This window comes from Streptomyces sp. SP17BM10 (genome assembly GCF_036322405.1).
Taxonomy (GTDB): domain Bacteria; phylum Actinomycetota; class Actinomycetes; order Streptomycetales; family Streptomycetaceae; genus Kitasatospora.
Genome location: NZ_JAQYXB010000623.1, coordinates 228343 through 248968, shown reverse-complemented (window position 1 = coordinate 248968; position 20626 = coordinate 228343). Strand labels below are relative to the sequence as shown.

General features: G+C 74.0%; 18 protein-coding genes. 14 read left to right on the top strand and 4 right to left on the bottom strand.

Annotation, left to right across the window (positions count from 1 at the left end; genetic code table 11):
- Position 1: 1 nt before the first annotated feature.
- The 5 genes from PUR71_RS25630 (at position 2) to PUR71_RS25610 (ending at position 6772) form a co-directional block, all read left to right on the top strand.
- Positions 2-1642 (top strand): phytoene desaturase family protein, encoded by a 1641-nt coding sequence (locus PUR71_RS25630; protein WP_329929663.1) that lies wholly within the window; start codon positions 2-4, stop codon positions 1640-1642.
- An 11-nt stretch (positions 1643-1653) separates the two neighbouring features.
- Positions 1654-2712, top strand: a complete 1059-nt coding sequence (locus PUR71_RS25625) for an MDR family NADP-dependent oxidoreductase (protein ID WP_443077564.1) — start codon at positions 1654-1656, stop codon at positions 2710-2712.
- A 266-nt stretch (positions 2713-2978) separates the two neighbouring features.
- Positions 2979-4265 (top strand): hypothetical protein, encoded by a 1287-nt coding sequence (locus PUR71_RS25620; RefSeq protein ID WP_329929463.1) that lies wholly within the window; start codon positions 2979-2981, stop codon positions 4263-4265.
- Between the two features lie 33 nt (positions 4266-4298).
- Positions 4299-5546 (top strand): AAA family ATPase, encoded by a 1248-nt coding sequence (locus PUR71_RS25615; RefSeq protein WP_329929462.1) that lies wholly within the window; start codon positions 4299-4301, stop codon positions 5544-5546.
- Complete coding sequence (locus tag PUR71_RS25610; RefSeq protein WP_329929461.1) at positions 5543-6772, top strand: vWA domain-containing protein; 1230 nt, start codon at positions 5543-5545, stop codon at positions 6770-6772. Before PUR71_RS25615 ends, PUR71_RS25610 begins: the two co-directional genes overlap by 4 nt.
- A gap of 215 nt (positions 6773-6987) precedes the next feature.
- Here the strand turns inward: PUR71_RS25610 and PUR71_RS25605 are convergent, their stop codons facing one another.
- Entirely contained in the window at positions 6988-8601 is a 1614-nt protein-coding gene (locus PUR71_RS25605; RefSeq protein ID WP_329929460.1) for an ADP-ribosyltransferase domain-containing protein, read from the bottom strand.
- 180 nt (positions 8602-8781) lie between these two features.
- On the opposite strand from PUR71_RS25605, the gene PUR71_RS25600 reads away from it, so the two are divergent.
- From PUR71_RS25600 to PUR71_RS25560, 9 genes are all read left to right on the top strand, one after another.
- Complete coding sequence (locus tag PUR71_RS25600) at positions 8782-9456, top strand: macro domain-containing protein (RefSeq protein WP_329929459.1); 675 nt, start codon at positions 8782-8784, stop codon at positions 9454-9456.
- Between the two features lie 220 nt (positions 9457-9676).
- Positions 9677-10015 carry a hypothetical protein gene (locus PUR71_RS41345; protein ID WP_443077563.1) on the top strand — a complete coding sequence of 113 codons (339 nt, stop codon included), beginning with the start codon at positions 9677-9679 and terminating at the stop codon, positions 10013-10015.
- A gap of 434 nt (positions 10016-10449) precedes the next feature.
- Positions 10450-11631 carry an MFS transporter gene (locus PUR71_RS25590; protein WP_329929458.1) on the top strand — a complete coding sequence of 394 codons (1182 nt, stop codon included), beginning with the start codon at positions 10450-10452 and terminating at the stop codon, positions 11629-11631.
- Positions 11618-12817 carry an acyltransferase family protein gene (locus PUR71_RS25585; protein WP_329929661.1) on the top strand — a complete coding sequence of 400 codons (1200 nt, stop codon included), beginning with the start codon at positions 11618-11620 and terminating at the stop codon, positions 12815-12817. The genes PUR71_RS25590 and PUR71_RS25585 overlap by 14 nt, the downstream gene beginning before the upstream one ends.
- Positions 12814-14046, top strand: a complete 1233-nt coding sequence (locus PUR71_RS25580) for an acyltransferase family protein (protein ID WP_329929457.1) — start codon at positions 12814-12816, stop codon at positions 14044-14046. Before PUR71_RS25585 ends, PUR71_RS25580 begins: the two co-directional genes overlap by 4 nt.
- A gap of 133 nt (positions 14047-14179) precedes the next feature.
- The gene (locus PUR71_RS25575) at positions 14180-15022 is read left to right on the top strand and encodes a patatin-like phospholipase family protein (RefSeq protein WP_329929456.1); all 843 of its coding nucleotides are present in this window, start codon (positions 14180-14182) and stop codon (positions 15020-15022) included.
- Between the two features lie 5 nt (positions 15023-15027).
- Positions 15028-16197: an acyltransferase family protein gene (locus PUR71_RS25570; protein WP_329929455.1), complete on the top strand. Its 1170-nt coding sequence runs from the start codon at positions 15028-15030 to the stop codon at positions 16195-16197.
- Positions 16194-17009 carry an alpha/beta fold hydrolase gene (locus PUR71_RS25565; protein WP_329929454.1) on the top strand — a complete coding sequence of 272 codons (816 nt, stop codon included), beginning with the start codon at positions 16194-16196 and terminating at the stop codon, positions 17007-17009. The genes PUR71_RS25570 and PUR71_RS25565 overlap by 4 nt, the downstream gene beginning before the upstream one ends.
- Positions 17010-17217: 208 nt before the next feature.
- The gene (locus tag PUR71_RS25560) at positions 17218-17382 is read left to right on the top strand and encodes a hypothetical protein (RefSeq protein ID WP_329929453.1); all 165 of its coding nucleotides are present in this window, start codon (positions 17218-17220) and stop codon (positions 17380-17382) included.
- A 117-nt stretch (positions 17383-17499) separates the two neighbouring features.
- Here PUR71_RS25560 and PUR71_RS25555 read toward each other — a convergent pair whose 3' ends face one another.
- From PUR71_RS25555 to PUR71_RS25545, 3 genes are read right to left on the bottom strand one after another with little or no spacing between them, the layout of a single operon-like run.
- A complete protein-coding gene (locus PUR71_RS25555) occupies positions 17500-18768 on the bottom strand; it encodes an MFS transporter (RefSeq protein ID WP_329929452.1) in 1269 nt (422 codons plus the stop codon).
- Positions 18768-19826, bottom strand: coding sequence for a zinc-dependent alcohol dehydrogenase (locus PUR71_RS25550; RefSeq protein ID WP_329929451.1), 1059 nt, complete (start codon positions 19824-19826; stop codon positions 18768-18770). The genes PUR71_RS25555 and PUR71_RS25550 overlap by 1 nt, the downstream gene beginning before the upstream one ends.
- Positions 19823-20623 carry a sugar phosphate isomerase/epimerase family protein gene (locus tag PUR71_RS25545; protein WP_329929450.1) on the bottom strand — a complete coding sequence of 267 codons (801 nt, stop codon included), beginning with the start codon at positions 20621-20623 and terminating at the stop codon, positions 19823-19825. Before PUR71_RS25545 ends, PUR71_RS25550 begins: the two co-directional genes overlap by 4 nt.
- Positions 20624-20626: the final 3 nt, after the last annotated feature.

The following is a 20626-nucleotide window of genomic DNA, read 5'->3' as shown; positions in this document are numbered from 1 at the left end:
CATGGTGATCGTGGGCGGCGGCCTCAGCGGCCTGTCCGCCGGCTGCTACGGCCAGATGAACGGCTACCGCACCAAGGTGCTGGAGATGCACGAGATCCCCGGCGGGTGCTGCACCGGCTGGGAGCGCGGGGACTTCACGTTCGACCCCACCGTGAGCTGGCTGCTCGGCAGCGGTCCGGGCAACGAGATGCACCAGATCTGGCTGGAGCTGGGCGCCCTCCAGGGCAAGCGGATGCGCAATTTCGACGCCTTCAACGTCGTGCGCGGGCGGGACGGCCGGGCGGTCTACTTCTACTCCGACCCGGACCGGCTGGAGGCGCACCTGCTCGGGCTCTCGCCGGCCGACGCCCGTCCGATCCGGCAGTTCTGCGGCGACCTGCGGCGGTTCCGCCGCTGCCTCACGCTCTACCCGTTCCTCAGTCCGGTCGGGCTGATGAGCCGCTGGGCGCGGTACCGGATGCTGGCGTCGTTCATCCCGTACTTCAACCTCATCCGCCGCTCGCTCGGCATCCTGATGACCGACTACTCGCAGCGGTTCCAGGATCCCTTGCTGCGCGAGGCGTTCAACTTCATCCTCTACGAGAAGCACCCCAACTTCCCGGTGCTGCCGTTCTACTTCCAGCTGGCGGCCCACGAGGGCCTGTCGGCCGGGGTGCCGGAGGGCGGCTCGCTCGGTCTGGCCCGCTCGATCGAGGACCGCTACAAGCGGCTCGGCGGCGAACTCCGGTGCAACACCAAGGTGGTGGAGATCCTCGTCGAGGACGACCGCGCGGTGGGGGTGCGGCTGAGCGACGGCACCGAGATCCCGGCGGACGTCGTGGTGTCGGCCTGCGACGGCCGGGCGACGGTGATGGACCTGCTCAAGGGCCGCTACCTGAACGACACGTACCGCCGCCTCTACACCGAGTGCATCGACCAGCGGGACCAGGTGTTCCCCGGCTACGTCGCCGTCTTCCTGGGCCTGCGCGAGCCGTTCCCGGTCGGCGACCCGTGCACGACGTACCTGCTCGACGAGGACCTCGCCGGGCGGCTCACCGGGATCCGGCACCCGAGCATCAACATCCAGTTCCGCAGCCGTCATTACCCCGAACTGTCGCCCCCGGGCACCGGCGTCGTGTTCGCGAGCTACTTCAGCGACATCGCCCCCTGGCGGGCGCTGAGCACCGGCCCCGAGCAGGCCGCCCGGGTGCGCCGGGGCGAGGAGCTGCACACCCTGCCGGTCGGGCGCGGGCGGGAGTACCAGCGGGAGAAGCGGCGGGTGCGCGACGCGGTCATCGAGCTGCTCGAGCGCCACCACCCCGGCATCCGGTCCGCGATCACCGTCAAGGACGTGTCGACCCCGCTGACCCAGCTGCGCTACACCGGCAACCACGATGGTTCGGTGCTGGGTTGGCAACCCTTCGTGGAGAGCGGCGAGACGATGGAGGAGGAGATCAAGCGCAACGGTCCGGTGCTGCCCGGTCTGCGCGACTTCTACCTCTCCGGGGTCTGGGCCACCACCGGCGGCCTGATCCGGGCCGCCGCGTCCGGCCGGCACGTCATGCAGTTCATCTGCCACGACGAGGGCCGCCCGTTCACCGCGACCGTGGATGACATCGCCCCGCCGCCCACCCATCTCGTTGACCGGGTAGGACAGTTCTGAGGAGTACAGCTGTGGTTCGGATCGAGAAGTGGATCGTCCGCGAGCACGTCGAGGGCGTGCCGGACGTCGAGCGGATGTACGAGAAGGTGGTCGAGGACGTCGAGGTCCGGCTCGCCCCGGACGAGATGCTGTTCCGCACCCGGTACGTCTCGGTGGACCCGTACCTCCAGGGGATCACCCTGGACACGCCCATCGGCGACCACGCGGGCGGCGACTCCGTGATGGAGGTGATCGAGGCGGGGCCGCGGGCGCGGTTCGCCGTGGGCGACCTCGTGCACGGCTTCGGCGGCTGGCGCAGCCACGTGATCGGGACGGGTGCCGCGACGCCGTGGCAGACCGGGACGTTCCCGATGGTCTTCCCCGAGTACCGGCTGCTCGACCCGGCGCACTACGACGAGGTGCTGCCGCTGTCGACGGTGCTCGGCGTCCTGGGTGGCTCGGGCATGACGGCGTGGGCGACGGTGACGAAGTTCCTGGACGTCCGGCCCGGGGACACCGTCGTGGTCGGCGGCGCCTCCGGCTCGGTCGGCTCGCTGGTCGGCCAGCTGGCGCGGTTGCGCGGCGCCCGGGTGGTCGGCACGACCGGCTCGCCCGCCAAGGCGGCCCGGCTGACCGAGCTCGGCTTCGACGCGGTCGTGCTGTACCGCGACGGGGACGACCCCGAGCGGCTGCGCGAGGACCTGGGCAAGGCGGCGCCGGCCGGCGTCGACCGGTACTTCGACAACCTCGGCGGGACGCTGACCGACGTCGTGTTCACGATGCTGAACATCGAGAGCCGGGTCGCGGTGTGCTGGCAGTGGGCGAGCCAGGTGGGCGGGGACTGGACCGGGCCCCGGCTGCTGCCGATGATCATGTTCCCGCGCACGACGATCCGCGGGATCTTCGCCCCCGAGTGGTTCACCGACGAGAACTGGGCGGCCCTGCGGGAGGAGGTGGGCGGCCTGGTGCGGCGCGGGGAGATCGCCTACGAGCAGACCGTGCACCGGGGCTTCGACAGCATCCCCGCCGCCTACCGCAGCCTGTACACCGACCGGGCGGCCAGCCGGGGCAAGGTGCTCGTCGAGTTGTAGGGCCCACGGCCTCCAGACGTACGGGCCGGTGGGCAGCAGGGCGTCGAACGAGCGCAGCCGGACCTCGGTCGCCGCTGCGGTGTCGGCACGGCGGATCACGAGCTGGTCGGCCGTCATGGCCGGGATGCTGCCCCCGCTCCGTCGAACGCGAACGGGATTTCCGGGGAAGGCGTTGGCGGATCCGGGGACGTGCGGCTATGCTCCCCGGCGATGACGACTCACTCCTCTCTCAGGATGGAGGTCCCGTCCGCGCAAGGTGAGTGCTGATGGCCACTCACTCCGCGAACCGGGATCCCCGTCTCCTCCGCTGGCTGCGCGTGCGCGAGTTCGCCGTGCCGCCCACCATGATCGAGTCCGCGACCGCCCGCCGCCGCACCGGCGACTGGGCCGGGGCGTGCGCCGCCGCACGGCTCGACGTCGACCTCGACCTCAAGGCCGCCGCCCGGGCCCACGGCCGGGCGCTCGTCGAACAACTCCGCGCCGAACTCCGCAGGTTGGCACCCGACCTGCTGCGCTGGCACCTGCCCAGGACCGCCCCGGACGGGCTGCTGCGGCCCGGCCTGACCGTCCCGCTCGCCCGTTACGACGGCATCGGGCGCGACGTGCGGAGCCCCGTCCACCTGGTGGTCCGCACCCCGCCCGCGTGGGCGGACGGCGGCCAGCGGATCAGCATCGCGCTGTGGTCCGACGGCGCGGACGCGGGCCGGCACCCGCATCCGCGGCCGAGCCGCCGCTACCGGCTGGACCTGCACCGGCACCTCTGGGACGCCGACCGCGCAGGAGAGTTGGGCGCGCGCGGCGGTGAGGGCGCGGCGCATCCGGCGGTGCCGCCGGGTCTGCCGTGCGCCGTCGACCGCTGGGCGGCGGAGGCGCGCGTCCTGCTGGCAGCCGACGGACTGCCCGAGGGGCCCGTCGCCGTCCGGCTCGGGGGCCGCCACCGGCTCGTCCTCGGCGCCGACGGCACGCCCGCGCCCGGGGTGACGGACGGGCTGCCCGTGCTGCCCGACGCGGCGACGTGGATCCCGCCGGACGTGGAACTGCTGCGCGCCGGGCTCATCGAGCCCGACCGGCTCCACCCTCTGGTGGCCGCCGCCCTCGCACCCGGTCGTGTGCCGGCGGCCCGGGTCCGGCCCCCGGACGGCCCCAGGTTCGTCGACTGCCGAGGGTCCCGGCACCGAATCGGCCTGGTGGACGGGGTGTTGGCCGCGCTCGACCACGGCCCCGAGGAGCTGCGCCGCGAGGAACTGCTCGTCGCCCTCGGCGGCCCGCCCCTGCCCTGCCTGCGGGCGATCGACCTCACCCACAAGCGGCCGACCGCGCTCGGCGGCGTCCGCGAACTCCTGGACCACGGCGACACCGCCGGGGCCCTCGCCGTCGTGGAGGAACTGCTCGGCCCGGCCGCCGTGCTGCGCGACGGACCGCTGCGCGACGAACTGGAGGCCGCGGCACAGCGCCGGATCGCGTACGGCCTCTACCGCGCCGGCCTGGTCGGTGCGCACTTCCCGACTCCGTGCTCCCGTGACCGCCGTCCGCGTGCGCGGCGCACCTTCTGACCTTCTTCCCTCCCCCTGCACGAGGTGATCTCCATGTCTCTTTCCGTCCTGCCCGAAAACGCCGAACTCGCCGTCGCGGCCGATCTGTTGGCGCTCCTCGCCGACACCACCACCGAACTCCGCCCGGACGACCGGCTGGAGGCCCTGACCCTCGCCGTGGCCGCCGACCTCCCCGTGCTCCTCTGGGGCGAGCCCGGCATCGGCAAGACCGCCGCCCTCAACCAGCTCGCGGCCTCCCTCGACCTCCCGCTCACCACCGTGATCGCCAGCGTCCACGAGCCCTCCGATTTCTCCGGGTTGCCGATCGTCGGCGACGATCCCGCCGAGCAGGGCGTCCCGCTGGCCCCGCCGGACTGGGCCGTGCGCCTCGTCCGGGCCGGGCGGGGGCTGCTGTTCCTCGACGAGCTGTCCACCGCGCCGCCCGCCGTCCAGGCCGCGCTGCTCCGGCTGGTCCTGGAGCGCCGCATCGGATCCCTCCGGCTGCCGCCCGGCGTCAGGATCGTGGCCGCCGCCAACCCGCGCTCCTCGGCCGCCGACGGCTGGGAGCTGAGCCCGCCGCTCGCCAACCGCTTCGTCCACCTCCAGTGGGTCCACGACCACGAGGTGGTCGTCCGCGGTCTCGGCGGCACCTGGCCGCGCGCCACCCTGCCGAGCCTCGACCCGGCCGCCCTCCCCGAGGCGGTGGCCTTCGCCCGGCGCGCCGTCTGCGGGCTGCTCGCCGCCCGCCCCAAGCTCGTCCACCAGCTGCCGAGCAGCGAGGCCCGCCGCGGTGGCGCCTGGCCTTCGCCGCGCAGCTGGGACATGGCGCTGCGGCTGACCGCCTTCGCCACGGCGGCCGGCTCCTCGCGGGACGTCCTGTCGCTGCTCGTGCGCGGCACCGTCGGGGACGGGCCCGGCCTGGAACTCCTGGCGAGCATCGACCGGATGGACCTGCCGGACCCGGAGGACCTCCTCGCCGACCCGGCCGCCGCCGCCCTGCCGGAGCGCGGCGACCTGCGCCAGGCCGTCCTCGACGGCGTCGTGGCCGCCGTGCGCAACCGGCCGACGCGCGAGCGCTGGGACGCGGCCTGGGCGCTGCTCGTCCGCGCGACGGAGAGCGGCGCCCCGGACGTCGTGGTCGTCCCCGCCACCACGCTCGCCTCGCTGCGCCGCGACGACTGGGACGTGCCGGCCGCGATCGACCGGCTCGCGGGGGCGGTGGCGCTCTCCCGGCGGGCGGACGCGGCGGCGGGCCGGGTGGCGGACCGGGTCGCGGCGCTCGCGGGCAAGGGCGGCCGGTGACCGCGGCCGTTCGCGACCTCGACGTCGACAAGCTCCTCGCCGCCCGCCTGATGGCCGCCCGGGCCCGCCCCTACCTGGCGACGGCGCTGTTCGCGCTGCACGTGGTCGAGTCACGGGACGTGCCGACGATGGCGGTGGACGCCCACTGGCGCTGCTACGTCTCCCCGGGTTTCGTCGTCCGGACGCCGGTCGAGGACCTCGCCGGGGTGTGGGTGCACGAGGTCTCGCACCTCCTGCGCGACCACCACGGGCGCAGCGCGCGCTACGCGAAGCGGCACGGGCTGACCGGCCCGGCCGAACAGCTGCGGATGAACATCGCCGCCGACTGCGAGATCAACGACGACGTCTACGGCGACGGCCTCGTGCGCCCCGAGGGGGCCGTCCTCCCGGCCGACCTGGGGCTGCCGGAGGGCGAGCTGATGGAGGACTACCTCGGGCGGTTCCGGCTCGGGCAGCTCACCGAGCACCTGGCCTGGCTGGACTGCGGCAGCGGCGCCGACGGCCGTGCGCGCCCGTGGGACCTCGGCGCGGACGGCGCCCACGGGCTCAGCCGGCAGGAGCGGGACGCGGTGCGGTTCCGGGTGGCCGAGGGCATCGCGGGCCGGCCGGGGGACGCCCCGGACGGCTGGAAGCGCTGGGCGAAGGAGGCGTTCCACCCGCCGCAGCCGTGGCGGGAGCTGCTCGGTGCGGCGGTCCGCTCGGCGGCCTCGGGCGGCGGCGTGGGCCAGGACTACACGTACGGCCGCCCCGCCCGGCGCTCGGTGAGCCTGCCCGGGATCGTCCTGCCGAGCCTTCGCCGCCGGCCGCCCCGGGTGGCGGTGGTGGTGGACACCTCGGGGTCGGTCAGTGACGCCGAGCTGGGCAGTGCGCTGCTGGAGGTCGCGGCGATCGCCCGCGCGGTGGGCGGGCGGCGGGACCTGGTGACGGTGCTGTCGTGCGACGCGGCGGTGGGCACGGTGCACCCGCTGTGCAAGGCCGAGGGCATCCCGCTGATCGGCGGGGGAGGCACGGACCTGCGGGAGGGCTTCACGGCGGCGCTGCGCACGCGGCCGGACGTCGTCGTGGCGCTGACGGACGGCCAGACGCCGTGGCCGTCGGCCAAGCCGCCGTGCCGCACGGTCGTCGGGCTCTTTCCCCGGGGCACCCCGACGTGGGCCGAGCACGACCCGGGCTACGAGCCCGCGCCGGGGCCTCCGGCCTGGGCGCGGGTGGTCACGATCGGGTGAGCGTCCTCCGAGGGGCCCGCAGGGGTGTCACTCCGTCTCCGGTCACTCCGTCTCGGCCAGGTGCGCCGCCGGCCCGCAGCCGACGGCGAGCAGGAGCACCCACCGGCCGGCCACCCGTCGCCCCCGGTTCGTGATCCGCATCCGGACGGACAACCGCGCCGGCCGCCCCGCCGCACGGCGACGCGCCGATGGCCGCGATGCGCTCGCGCTCCGCCTCAGGACACCAGCGGCTCCTCCTCCACCTCCGTCAGGCGGACGGTGCACAGACCGCCGCGCTCGGCCTTCACCTCCGTCACCTTCAGCTGCGTGCCCGGCAGGAGGATGAACTCCTCCTCTCCGGTGAAGGACGAGAAGTCGCGGATGCCCACCGCCCGGGACGGAACCACCTCGAAGAGCGTCCGCTTGCCGCGGCTGCCGAGGAACGACCGTGCCACGCCGAGCTCGGAGGTGCACGAGGAGACGCCCCACCAGGTCACCGTCCGTCCGAGCGGGTACTGCGCCCGGAGGTCCAGCGGCACCCCGCGCCACAGCGGCGCGGTGCGCGCCGGCAGGCCGGAGACCGCCGCGAACAGCAGGCGCAGGTAGGGGAGGTAGGGCACGACCTTCGTCCGGTCGGGGGAGCGCAGGACGGCGTTGATCTCGCGGTAGAACGCCGACTCGCACGTGTAGAGGTACAGCGCGGCGATCGCGTCGGCGGACAGCCCGCGGCCCGCGTCGGCGTCCGCCCGTCGCTTGCCGAACTCGTGCGAGCGCTCGACGTGCCCGCCCAGGCCGCGCAGCAGCTCGGCGACCGGGCCGACGGCGTCCCGGAAGTCCATCAGCGGGGTGTCGAACACCCCGGTGATGGCCGGGAGTTCGAGGCCCTCGTCCTTCACGCTCGCGAGGCGCTCGAGGTACAGCTGGTGCAGCTCCATCGTGGACGCGATGAACGCGCCCATGCGCTCGGCGACGCCGTCGTCCGCCGCGCCGCCCTCCGCCGCCCGCTCGTTCCAGCCCTTGCTCGGCAGCCAGTCGACCTCGTCGAGGCCGAGCGAGGCGAGGGCGGCGTTCACCGTGCCGAAGTGCTCGTCGTCGCAGAAGATGTCGCCCTGCGCCGCCGGGTTGGCGTGGTCGATGTGCCGGACCTCGACGCCGGGGTACTTCTTCTCCAGCCGTTGCACGACCCGCTTCAGGCTGCGCGCGTGCGCGCCCCACCACGCGAACACGACGGCGCGGTCCTCCTCGGCGGCCTCCTGCTTCGCGCTGAGGATCTCCTCGACGATCCGCTCCGCCACCGGCCGCCAGAACGCGGTGTGCCGGTCGGGGCCCGTCGTGCCGTCGCTGCTCGCCGTCATGGCCGCGTTGAGCAGCAGCACGCCCTGGGTGAGCATCGCCTGGAACCACTCCGGCGGCTGGACGGTGTCGCGCTCCCTCAGCAGCGCGCGTATGTCGGCGATCGGCGTCTTCTTGGGGATGCCGTACTTCCACATCGCCGCGGCCTTGATGATGCAGCGGATGCTGACGACCCGGCCGAACTGGCTGTCCTTCCAGTCGTGGAAGGTGTTGTCGAACATCGCGATGCCGGTGGCGCTCTCCGGCCGCGGGTACGGGTTCTGGCCGAAGACCACCACCTTCCACTTGTGCGGCGCGTTGGGCTTGAGCGCCTGGAACGTCAGCTCGCGGACCGGCACGACCTCGGGGGCGCGGTTCGGACCGATGAAGGACGCCGCGTCCGGCTGGGCCTCGATGACGGGCCCCAGCACCGGCAGCCAGGGCTCCCCGCCGCCCTTGAAGAGGTCGGCGAGGGCGAGCGGGTCGGTGGGGTCGGGCTGGGGGGTGGCTTCGGTCATGGCGGCACAACTCCTGGGTTCTCACGCGGCGCTGACGTCGGGAAGACGCTGCCGACAGTACGAGGACCCACCGACAACGGCGCGGGCCGGGTTTGTCAGTGCCGAGCGCTAGCTTCGAGTCCGTTGGAAGAACGCGACGACGAACCCGTCGACGAACGCGATCCCGAACGGAGCACGCCCATGGACCGCACGCCGCCGCCGCTCAGGGTGGTACTGACCGACCTCAACACCACCGTGGTGCGGGCATGGCGGGCCGCCTTCGCCGGCACCCCGGGGATCGAGATCCGCACCGGCTCGATCCTGGAGGAGAAGGTCGACGCCTGGGTCAGCCCCACCAACTCCCGCGGCCGGATGGACGGCGGCACCGATGCCGCCATCAAGCGCCACCTCGGTGCCGGCATCCAGCTGCGCGTCCAGCGCGCGATACGCAGCGGCTTCGCGGGCCACCTCCCGGTGGGCGCCGCGGTGTGCGTGCCGTCCGGGGCGGACAACCCGAAGTTCCTGATCTCCGCCCCGACGATGGAGGAGTCCTCGCAGAACGTGAGCGAGACGCTCAACGTCGCCCTCGCGTGCGCCGCCGCGTTCCAGGCGGTCCACCAGCAGAACCGCAAGGCCCCGGGCAGCATCGCCTCGGTCGCCCTGGTCGGCATGGGTGCGCAGACCGGCCGCGTCCCCGCCCGGGTGTGCGCCAACCTGATGTGGACGGGCCACAGCCTCTTCCAGGACCACGACTTCGAGGACTACGCCGACCTGCGCACCACGGTCCTCGCCCAGCTCGACGCCCTGGAGAGCGCCCCGGCCGACCGGCCCGTCCGCCTCACCCCGCCGGCGACCACCAGGCGCCGCACCCGCTGAGGGCGTCGGGCCTCCGGCTTCAGAACGGCCTTGCCCCGGCGGCGGAGAATCCCCGGGCTTCGGCCGAGAGCCGGCCGTGACCCGAGGGTTCTGGGGGCCGCATGACCAGTGAGACGACAGGCGCAGCGACGGGTGTGGAGACGCTGCCGGACGTCCCGATGACGCGGACCGCCCGTCCCACCCGCCGGCCGGCTACGTGCGGCTGAGAGAGACCGGACCGGTGGCCCGGGTCCGGCTCTTCGACGGGCGGACGGCGTGGGCGGAAACCGGGTACGTCGACGCCATGTTGGCGAAGGAGCGGCGGCGGGCGGACCTCGTGCAGGAGTTCACGCTGCCGGTGCCGTCCACCGTGATCCGCGAGCTGCTCGGTGTTCCGTACGCCGACCACGAGTTCTTCGAGGAGCAGACCCGCCGGACCATCACCACCAAGCCCTCCGGGTACCTGCTGCGGCTGGACGGCACTCAGTACGACGTGGCCGAATTCCAGACGGCGGTGCGCAGCGGTCGGACCTGGCAGCACGCAGGCGAGTACGAGGCGGCGCTCCGGAGAGGAACCTGAGCAGTTCCTCCACCGCCCCCGCGGCGGCGCCCTCGTCGGCCCGGAGCAGCGCGAGCTGCTCCCGGTGCACCAGCAGCGCCCCCACGAGCAGGGCGGCCAGGGTCTGCTCCATCGTCGGCGCGCTCATGGAATGGCTCGTAGGAGAGCCCTCGTTTCTCCCGCCCCAACTCTTCGATCGACACGCGTGTGCGCACATCGGGGAAACCGTGTAGGTAGGTCGAATGGCCGATGGTCGACGCCCCCGGCCTGCCTCGTCGGCGGATCACGGCCGTAGTCCGCCGCGTCTTCCCTCCTCCCGCACCCGGCTTGCACCGTCGTCCTCGCTGGACGATTCATCCTCGCCACAGGCTCGGTGCCGCTCCAGCAGGAAGATGTCTTGTATATTGGCAGCTCGGTTTCTATAGTCACCTCATGGCTCCTGAGAGGACTCCCACGTGACCCGCAGAACCGTTCCGCTGGTGGCAGGCATCTGCTGCATCGGCACCTCCGAGCTGCTGCCCGGCGGGATGCTGTCCCAAGTCGGGACCGCGTTGCGCGTCGACGTGACGACGGCGGGGCTGCTGGTGACCGTCTACGCCGCGACCGTCGCGATCGCCGGGCCGGTCGTCGCCGCGCTCACGGCCGGGGTCTCCAAGGTGCGGCTGGCCACCTGGCTGCTGGCGGTGTTCGTCCTCGGCAACGTCGTCATCGCGACCGCCGCCGACTTCCCCCTGGTGCTGCTCGGGCGCGTGGTGACCGCGAGCGTGCACGGCGCGTACCTCGCCACCGCGATCGTCCTGACACAGCGCCTGCTACCGGTGGAGCGCTCCAGCAAGGCCGTCACGGCCATCCAGTTCGGGGTGAACCTGGCCACCGTGCTCGGCATTCCGGCCGGGGCCGCACTGGCCCAACTGGGCGGCTGGCGGACCCCGTTCGCGGTCATCTCGGTGGTGGCCGCGGTCGCCACCTGGGGCGTGCACCGGGCCACCGCCCACCTGGACATCGGCACCCCGGAACCGGACGCGCGGCAGGAGATCAAGGCGCTGCTGAACCTCGACGTCGCGCTGACCGTCGGTGCCACCGCCCTGTTCTCGGCGGCGATGTTCACGATCATCACCTACTTCGAGCCCAGCGCCGTCGCCGCCGGCTACGCCGAGGCGGCCGTCCCCGTGCTGCTGGTGGCCTACGGCGTCGCGAGCATCGCCGGAAACTCGATCGGCGGCCGGCTCGCCGGCCGGGGCCGCGGGCCCGCGCTGCTCACGGCGGCCGCGTTCGTCGCCGGGTGCGCGGTCTTCCAGCCGCTCCAGCGCGGCACGCTCACCTTCGCGGTCGGCGCGGTGCTCTTCGCCCTCGCCACGTTCTCGCTCATCCCGATCCTGCAGAGCGACGTCCTGGACCTCGCCGCGTCGGCCCCGAGCCTGTCCCTGGCGACCAACATGTCGGCCTTCGGGGTCGGCGCGGCCCTGGGCTCGTTCGCGGGCGGCCGGGTCCTCACCCACTTCCACGACGTGCACGACGTACCACTGGCCGCCGTCGGCCTGGCCGTGGGCGGCTTCGTCCTCTACGGGCTGCGGCACGCGCGACCGGCCCCTTCCCCAGTCGACCGCATCAAGGAGGCGTCCCATTTCCAGGCCTAGCTACGACCACCGCGCCCCGCTGCCGTCCCTGACGGGTCTGCGCTTCATAGCGGCTGCGCCCGTGTTCTTCTTCCACCTCTCGCTCACGTTCATCCCGATGAACCCGTTCAGAGACCAGAACTGGGCCGAGACCTACAAAACGATCTTCTGGAAGGCCGGCTGGGTCGGCGTGTCCTTCTTCTTCGTCCTCAGCGGGTTCCTGCTGATGTGGCGCAACTCCGACAGCCGCGGCTACCTGCACTTCTTCCGCAAGCGTGTGGTCAAGCTGTTCCCGTCCCACGTCGTGACCTGGGCCCTGGCCATGGTCCTGTTCGCCGGGGCGGCCGCGACCAGCCCCTGGGACTACCTGCCGAACCTGTTCCTGGTGAACTCCTGGTTCCCGGTCCACAACATCTTCCTCGCCGTCAACGTGCCCAGCTGGTCGCTCTGCTGCGAGCTGATGTTCTACGCGCTGTTCCCGCTGATCGCGCCGCTGGTGCGCCGCATCCCCCGGGAGCGGCTGACGCTCGCCCTGGCCGGCTGCGTCGCCTGGACCTTCCTGATCGCCGCCGTCGCCACCGTGCTGCCCGACTCCCCGCACACCGACGGCATGCCGATCTCCACCGTCCAGTTCTGGTTCGGCTACAACTTCCCGCTGCCCCGGCTCGCCGAGTTCATGGCCGGCATGCTGCTGGCCCGGGTGATCGCCGAGGGCCGGCTGCCGGTGATCCGGCCGTCCGTCGCCTGGGGCGCGCTGCTCGTCGGCTACGTCGTCGCCGAACTGGTGCCGTTCACCTTCTCGTTCATCCCGTTCACGTTCGTGCCGCTGCTGCTGCTCGTCGCCGCCGCCGTCCGCCGCGACCTCGACGGGCGGCGCACCTGGACGGCCTCGCGCACGATGGTGTGGCTGGGCGAGGTGTCGTTCGGCTTCTACATGACGCAGCACGTGCTGATGTACACCTTGCGCACCAAGATCCAGCACGGCGCCCACTACGCCCCGCTGCCCGCGATCGCCCTGATCCTCGGGACCTTCGCGGCGACGATCCTCGCCGGCTGGCTGCTGTACCGGCTGGTCGAGCTGCCGACGATGAAGCACTGGGCCACGGCCCGGCCGAAGGCCGCGGTCGCCACGGAGCCCGCGCCGGTGGCCGCGTCCGTGCCGGCGCAGCGGGCCGAGGTCGAGGCCGAGGCGGGGGTGTCCTCGTGAGCACCGCCGCCCAGCCGGTCGGAACGCGCCGCGGTGGCAACCTGCCGGGTCTGTCGCTGGCCCGGCTGCCCGCCTCCTTCTTCATCCTCACCTCGCACGTCGTGGGCGTGGGCCTCTTCGCCGACCAGGTGCTCCAGTCGCACGTGTACGGGGCCCTGAGCAAGATCGGCTACACCTCGGTGTCGTTCTTCATCGTGCTCAGCGGCTTCGTGCTGACCTGGACCTCGCGCGGCACGTCCCTGGACTGGCGGCGGTTCATGTCCCGGCGGGTGGTCAAGGTGATCCCCGTCCACCTGGTCGCCTGGGTGATCTGCGTGGCGCTGTTCGCCGCGACGGCGTTCCCGCTCGGCACCGTCCTGGCCAACCTGTTCCTCGTGCAGGCGTGGGTGCCGGACCACACCGTGTACTTCGCGGTGAACAACCCGGCCTGGACGCTGTCCGTGGAGATCTGCTTCTACGTGGTCTTCCCGTTCCTGTACCGGGGGCTGGTCCAGCGCTCCACCAGGACCCTGCGCACCCTGACGGTGGTGCTGACCGCGGTGGTCGTGGCGCTGCCCTTCGTGCTGTCGCTGCTCCCCGACGGCGCCACCTTCCAGAGCCCGGGGATGAACTACCACGGCGTGCCCGAGGACATCTCGGAGTGGAAGTTCTGGCTGGTCTACGTCTGCCCGGCCGCACGCATGGTGGAGTCCGTCCTCGGCATGCTGATCGCCCTGCTGCTCAAGCGCGGCGCCTGGCCCGGGATCCCGCGCCGGGCCGCCCTCGTGGTCCTCGCGCCGGAGGTCTACGTGGCGACCGAGCACGCGCACTTCATCGTCGCCACCAGCGCGGCGACCATCACCGGCATCGTGCTGCTGATCGGCGCCGTCGGCGCCGGGGACCTCCGCCGCCCGGCGGACCGGCCCGCGCCCGCGGTCTCCCGCTTCGGCCGTTTCACCTTCGGCGTCTACATGTACCAGTGGCCGCTGCTGTGGATGTGGTACCTGCACCGCTCGGGCCACGGCTACAGCGGGGTCGAGGCACCGATCGTGTACGCGGGGATCGTGGCGCTGACCGTCGTCGCCACCTACCTGTCGTACCAGCTCGTCGAGAAGCCCCTCGACCAGCGCTGGCGCCGCCGCAACGCGAGCCCGCGCCGGGCCCCCGTCGGCGTGCCCGCCTCCACCGGTGCCGACACGACCCCCACCGGTGCCGACGCGGCGGCCGCCGAACCCGTGCACGCGCGCTGAGCGCCGTGCCCCCGATCGTCCCGCCATCCCCCGGCGGGACGCGGCCGGCCACCGGACCCGCCCCGAGGGCACGGTGGCCGGCCACCACGACCGCACCTCACCCCGCACCACCCGCACCAACTGGAGGATGTTCATGTCGCAGGAATCGACCGCCGTGGTCCTCGGCGGCGGCGGACTCGCCGGCATCGGCTGGACCATCGGCGTCCTGGCCGCGCTGGAGGAGGCCGGTGCGCTCCGGCTCGACGCCGTCGGCCACGTGGTCGGCACCTCGGCCGGCGCCGCCGTGGCCGCCGCCGTGCTGCACTCCGGCGCCGCCGCCGAGTTCGACCGCACGGTCCGCAAGTCCCGTCGCAACGCCGAGCTCGCCCCGGCCGTCTCGCTCGCCGAGATCCTGCCGGACGTCCTCGCCGTCCACGGTGCCGACGAGTCCCTCGCCGTCAAGACCGAACGGCTCGCCGCGCTGTCCCGCGAGCGCTCCGGCACCGACCCGGCCCGCCGCCGCGCCGCGATCGCCGGTCGCCTCCAGCGGGACGCCTGGCCCGAGGCCCGGCTCTCGGTCACCGCCGTGCGCGCCGACGGCGAGCCCGCCGTCTTCACCGCGGACTCGGGCGTCGGCCTGGTGGACGCGCTCACCGCCAGCTGCGCCGTGCCGGGCCTGTGGCCGGTGGCCACCATCGACGGCGCGGACTACGTCGACGGCGGCACCTACTCCCTCACCAACGCCGAACTCGCCGCCCACGCCGATCGCGTGCTCGTGCTGCGCCCCCAGCCGGAGCTGCCGGGCTACGTGACGCCCGAGCGGCAGGAGGTGCTGGACCGGGCCGTCGTGCTGGAGCCGTCCGAGCGGGCCCGGGCCGGGTTCGGCGCCGACCCGTTCGACCCCGACGTGCGCGGCGTGGCCGCCGTGCTCGGGTACGAGGACGGCCTCGCGGCGGTGGCGGCCGTGTCGGCCCTGACCTCCCCGGCCGGGGAATGAGCACGGTGAGCAGCGCCGGCAGAGTGGCGCCGGCGCCGGCGGCGGTCCCCGCACCCAGCGGGCCGCCGCCGGCGGCGGCCGGGCGGCGCAGCCGCCTGGACTCGCTGACCGGGCTGCGCTTCTTCGCCGCGCTGTCGGTCTTCGTGTGCCACTCCTCGTACCTGGCGCTGCCGACCTTCGCCGACCACCACACCAACGTCGTCTTCCACGAGGTCTCCAACCAGTTCGGCGGCCTCGGCGTGGCGTTCTTCTTCGTGCTCAGCGGCTTCGTGCTCACCTGGTCGTCCCGCACGGGCGACCGCCTCGGGGCCTTCTACCGTCGCCGGTTCGTCAAGATCCTTCCGCTGTACTACGCGGCCGGGGCCGCGGCGGTGGCGGTGTTCTGGGGCACCGGCACGCAACTCTCCGACGTGTTGCGCTACCTGACGCTCACTCAGGTATGGGTGCCGAACCCGAAGCACAACTTCACCGTCCTGCCCCCGGGCTGGTCGCTCGCGGTGGAGGCGGTGTTCTACCTGGTCTTCCCGTTCGTGATCGCCCGGTTCCGCACCGTCCGCTCCCGCACCTCCTGGGCCGGGCTGGCCGTGTGCGTGGGCGGCGCCTTCCTGATGCCGGTCCTCGCGTACACGCTGCCGTCGGGACACATCAAGCTGATCAGCGAGCCGAGCGTGACGGGCTTCCAGCTGTGGTTCGCCTACGTGTTCCCGCTGGGGCGCCTCTTCGACTTCTTCGCGGGCATGTTCGCCGCCCAGCTGGTGGCCTCCGGCCGGTTCCCGAGGATCAGCCTGCCGTGGGTCCTGGTGTCGTTCGTCCCGGCCTACGCCGTCGCCACCTACAGCCCGGTGCTGTTCGGCTGGCGGGCGCCGCTGATCGTCTCGTGCGTCCTGCTCATCGTGGCGGCCGCCCAGCGGGACGTCGCCGGCCGCCCCGGCGTCCTGGCCTCCCGGCCCCTGCTGGCCCTCGGCAATGCGTCGTTCGCCTTCTACCTGTGCCACTACCTGGTGCTCTACACACTCAACATCAAGGTGCTGCACGGGCCGTTCGGATCGGCGGCGATGGTCGCCGTCTACCTGGCGTCGGCGCTCGCGATCTCGCTCGTGATCGCCGGGCTGTTGTACCGGTACGTCGAGATGCCGCTGGTGCGGCGGTTCAGCCAGGGGAAGGGCACGAGGTGACGGACCTCCTACCGCCGGTGTCGAGCGCGCTGCTCGGCACCGGCCGCACCGAGTACCTGAGCGCCGGGACGGGCACCGGGCTCGCCCTCGCCCACGGGGCCGGCGGCGACGTCGAGTTGAACTTCGGGCCGCTGATCCGGCGCCTCGCGGGGAGCCGGCGGCTGGTCGGCACCCGCTACCCGGGCACCGGCGCCTCGGACCCGGCCGGCGACCTGGACGTGTTCGCGCTGGCGGACTCCCTGGTCGCCGCCCTGGTCCGCGAGGGCCACGAGCGGTTCCCCGTGGTCGGCTCGTCCTTCGGCAGCGCCGTCGCCCTCGCCGCCGCGCTGCGCCACCCGGAGCGGGTCACCGGCCTGGTGCTCACGGTCGGCTTCAGCGAGCCGGACGCGCAGCTGCGCACGGTCGCCGCGGTCTGGGAGGCCCTGGCCGCGGCCGAGGACCCGGCCGTGCTGGGCGCCTACCTGATCAGCATGCTGACGCACCCCCGGCTCCTCGCCGAGCTGGGCGCGGAGGAGCACGGCGCGCAGGCCGCCGCCGTCGGCGCGGGGCTGCCCGTCGGCGGGCTCCTCCAGATCACCGCCGCCACCCGGGTCGACCTGACCGGCCGGCTGGGCGAGATCGCCGTGCCCACGCTCGTCGTCGTCGCGGGCGCCGACCGCGTCGTCCTCCCGGCCACCACCCGGCTGCTGGGGGAGCGGATCGCCGGGGCCGAGGTCGTCGAGTACCCGGGCGCGGGCCACGCCTTCACCGAGGACGAGGGTCGGCTGTGGGCCCTGGACGTCGAGCGGTTCCTCGACGGGCACGGCATCTGAGCGGCCGACGGCACGACGACGGGCGCGGCATGCGAGCGGCCGACGGTACGGCGGAAGCGGCCCGGTCACCGAACGGACGGTGACCGGGCCGCAGTCCCCCGGGCAGCGGCCTGCGTGGGTGGGCCCGGGAGATCGGTACACCACTGGTGTACCGGCGGTGTGCGATCGCGTATGGCTGATGCGACGATCAAGGTGTCCCCTGAGACACGTGACCGCCTTGCCGCTCTCGCGGCGGCCCGCGGCCCACGCGATCGCCACGTGCCTGCCCACCCCGGTGCGCCCGCTGCAGCACCTGATCCTGACGGCCCGTCACGAGCTGCATCCGTCCGGGATCTCCACCGTCGACATCGACGACCGCCGCCTGGAGCCGTAGGCGGCGGGACCGTCGGACGACGCGCTCGATCCGGGCGAGAGCGGGCGCATCCTCGCCGAGAACGTCCTGCCCGCCCTGCCGCACGGAGCCGGGCCGCAGGAGCACCCGGTGGCGGTGCTACCGCCCGGCCGCCTCCGGGATCGGGCGGCGGAGCACCACGGCGAGTAGGACGGCCGTGGCGAGGGCCGTGGAGACGGCGGGCAGCCAGGCGGGGGAGCCGTCGAGCAGGGCCGCGCCGAGGGCCGAGCCGCTCGCGATGCCGATCTGGAAGCCGGTCACGTAGATCGAGGACGCGCGGTCGGCGTCGTCGCCCGCCAAGTGCATGATCCCGGTCTGGAACACCGGCCCGGCGGCGGCGAACGCCCCGCCCCACAGGGCGACGGCGACCGCGGCCAGCCCGGTGGCGACGGTCCCCGGCAGCGGGGCGGAAGCGAGCAGCAGCAGGCCGACGCCCGCCACGAAGGCCGCCGTCGTCACGGTGGCGGTCCGGCGCGGGGCGGTGTCGTTGTGGCGGCCGACGAGGAAGGTGCCCGCCGCGCCGGCCAGCCCGAAGACCGTCAGCAGGATGACCACGGACCCGGCCGAGCCGGTGACGCCGCCGACGAGCACGGAGAAGTACGTGTAGCTGAGGAAGTGCGCGGTGACGAGCACGAGCGCCACCCCGCACAGCGTCAGCACGGCGCGCCGGTCCATGCCGACGCGCCCGGCGGCAGCCGTCTCCTCCCGCGCGGGCGCATCGGTGGGCGCGCCGTCCGGCCGCCGGCGCAGCGCGCAGGCCAGGGTGCCCGTCACGACCGCCGTGGCGAGCGCGAGCAGCAGCGCCGTGGCGCGCCAGCCGATCAACTGCCCGACCAGGGTGGTCCCGGGGCTGCCCACGATGGAGGCCAGGGTGGCGCCCCCGAAGACGGCCGCGGTCGCCGTGCCCACCCGCTCGCGCGGCACCAGGGCGGCCGCCGCCGGAGCGATCAGCGACCACAGCACCCCGTGCGTGAGTGCGGCGGCGACCCGGCTGGCGACCATCGTCGGGTAGTCGTGCGCGAACGCGGCCATGAGTTCGGCGGCGAGCAGGACGAGCAGGCAGACGAGCAGGGCGGTGCGGCGGGAGACCCGGGCGGCGAGTGCGACCGTCGGCATCGTGACCACGGCCGCGACGACGGCGTAGCCGCTGAGCAGCAGCCCGATCCGCCCGGCCGGGACGCGGAGGTCGTCGGCCATGTCCTGGAGCAGGCCGACGGGGAAGACCTCGAAGGTGACGTAGACGAAGGCGGCGGCGGCCAGCGTGGCCAGCCGCGCCGCCGTGCGCGGGTCGATCCGGGCGTCGGTCCGGGCGTCGGCGCGGGCGTCGGTCCGGGCGGGGCCGTCGGCCCGGAGTTCCGTGCCGGTCATCACCGCACCGACGCCGCTGCGGTCACGGCGGCCCGCTCCGGCTGCGGCGCCCCGACGCGCACCAGCACCTTGGGCCGCCCGCGGTCCGGGGACGCGAGCTGGGCGAACGCGGCATCGAGCGAGTCCAGCGCGAACACCTGCTCCACGAGCGGGTCGAGGTCGACCGCGCCCGACTCGACGAGCTCCACCAGCCGGTCCCAGTACCCGACCCCGGACAGCACGGCGTGCAGCGTGACGTCCTTGATCACCAGCGCGGCGGCGTCGAAGCCGTCGACGGGGTGGTGGGGCGTGCCGAGCTGGGCGATCCGGCCGCCCGCGGCGACCAGGCCGACGGCCGCCCGGACGGCGGCGCCGCTGCCGGAGGCCTCCACCACGGCGCCGTACGCCCCCTGGTCCTGCTCGTCCGGGGCCGCCAGGGCGGGCAGGCCGAGGGCGGCGGCGAGGCCGCGGGCCGCGGGGTGCGGGTCGAGGACGACGGTGTCGGCGCCGAGCGCCCGCGCCACCTGGGCGGCGGCGAGCCCGAGGGTGCCGCCGCCGAGCACGGCGACCCGGTCGTGCGGGCCGACCGCGATCCGGTCCACCGCGTGCACGGCCGCCGCCGTGGGTTCCAGGAGCGCCGCGGCGGTGTCGGACAGGGCGTCGGGGATCCGGGTGAGGGTGTCCACCGGGGCGGTCAGCAGTTCGCTCCCGGCGCCGGGGCGGGGCCCCAGCACGCCGATCTCGCTGCGGTCGGGGCAGTACCGGATCCGGCCCGCCCGGCAGGCCGGGCAGTGGCCGCAGGCACGGAAGTTGTGCCCGGAGACCCGCCGTCCGCCCCAGCCGGGGTCGACGCCGGGGCCCGTCCCGCACACCGTGCCGACCCACTCGTGGCCGGGGACGAACGGGTAGCTCTTGAGGCCGTCCCGCAGGTAGTTGCTGGTGCCGTCGTAGAAGCCGAGGTCGGTGCCGCACAGCCCGAGCAGGCCGACCCGGACGAGCACCTCGCCGGGGCCCGGCACGGGCGGGTCGACCTCGGCGATCGTCACCGTGCGCGCGGCGGTGAGCAGGATGGCTTTCACGGGGAGTCCTCCCTGGGGGTGGGGTGAAGGGTGTGCGGGGCCGCCGCGCGGCACGCGGTGACGTCGGTGCGCAGGCGGTCGGGCTCCTGCCGGTAGTCGTTCTCGACGAGCACCGTGCGGGTGCCGGAGAGCCGCAGCAGGGCCGGCAGTTCGGCCCGGATGCCGCGCCAAGTCGTCGGCGGGGAAGGGTCCTTGACGTGCAGATCGGGCAGGAGCAGCCCGGCCGCCGCGACGGCGCGGGCGAAGTCGGCGGGCGGGGCGCCGGCGTCGAGCAGGTTGCCGGTGTCCAGGACGAGCCGCAGGGCCGGGTGGCCGACCGCGCGGGCGAGGGCGAGGCTGTCCTCGGCGGCGAGCGGTGACTCGTAGGCGAGTGCCGGCCCGGCCGCGTCGATGTCGTCGCCCAGGGCTTGCAGCAGCCGGACCGTGCCGGCGCGGAGTCGGGGTGTGCTGGGCCGGCTGCGCCGGAAGCCCGGGACGTGCAGGACCCGGGCGCCGAGGTACCGGGCGCAGGCCAGGGCCCGTCGCAGCAGGTCGAGGGCGGCGGGGTTGGCCGTGCCGTCGGGGAGGGCCAGGCCGAGGTCGTTGACGTGGTTCACCGCCAGGACCGGGACCGGCACGGTCCGGACGATCCTTTCGGCGGCGGCGAGTTCGGCGGGGTCGTCGAGGAACGGGCCCCGGTGCGCGCCGCCGAAGTCCAGGTGGAGCGCGTCCGCCCCGGCCGCGAGCGCGGCCCGGGCGGCGGCGGTCCGGTCGTCGGCGATCCGCCACTGCGGTGCGGCCACCGTGAGGGGTGTCACCGT

Bases quoted from the DNA above. Each gene is read 5' to 3' on its own strand.
- PUR71_RS25630 (WP_329929663.1), top strand. From the start codon at position 2: ATGGTGATCGTGGGCGGCGGCCTCAGCGGCCTGTCCGCCGGCTGCTAC.
- PUR71_RS25605 (WP_329929460.1), bottom strand. From the start codon at position 8,601: ATGACCGAAGCCACCCCCCAGCCCGACCCCACCGACCCGCTCGCCCTC.
- PUR71_RS25615 (WP_329929462.1), top strand. From the start codon at position 4,299: ATGTCTCTTTCCGTCCTGCCCGAAAACGCCGAACTCGCCGTCGCGGCC.
- PUR71_RS25600 (WP_329929459.1), top strand. From the start codon at position 8,782: ATGGACCGCACGCCGCCGCCGCTCAGGGTGGTACTGACCGACCTCAAC.
- PUR71_RS25555 (WP_329929452.1), bottom strand. From the start codon at position 18,768: ATGACCGGCACGGAACTCCGGGCCGACGGCCCCGCCCGGACCGACGCC.
- PUR71_RS25575 (WP_329929456.1), top strand. From the start codon at position 14,180: ATGTCGCAGGAATCGACCGCCGTGGTCCTCGGCGGCGGCGGACTCGCC.
- PUR71_RS25620 (WP_329929463.1), top strand. From the start codon at position 2,979: ATGGCCACTCACTCCGCGAACCGGGATCCCCGTCTCCTCCGCTGGCTG.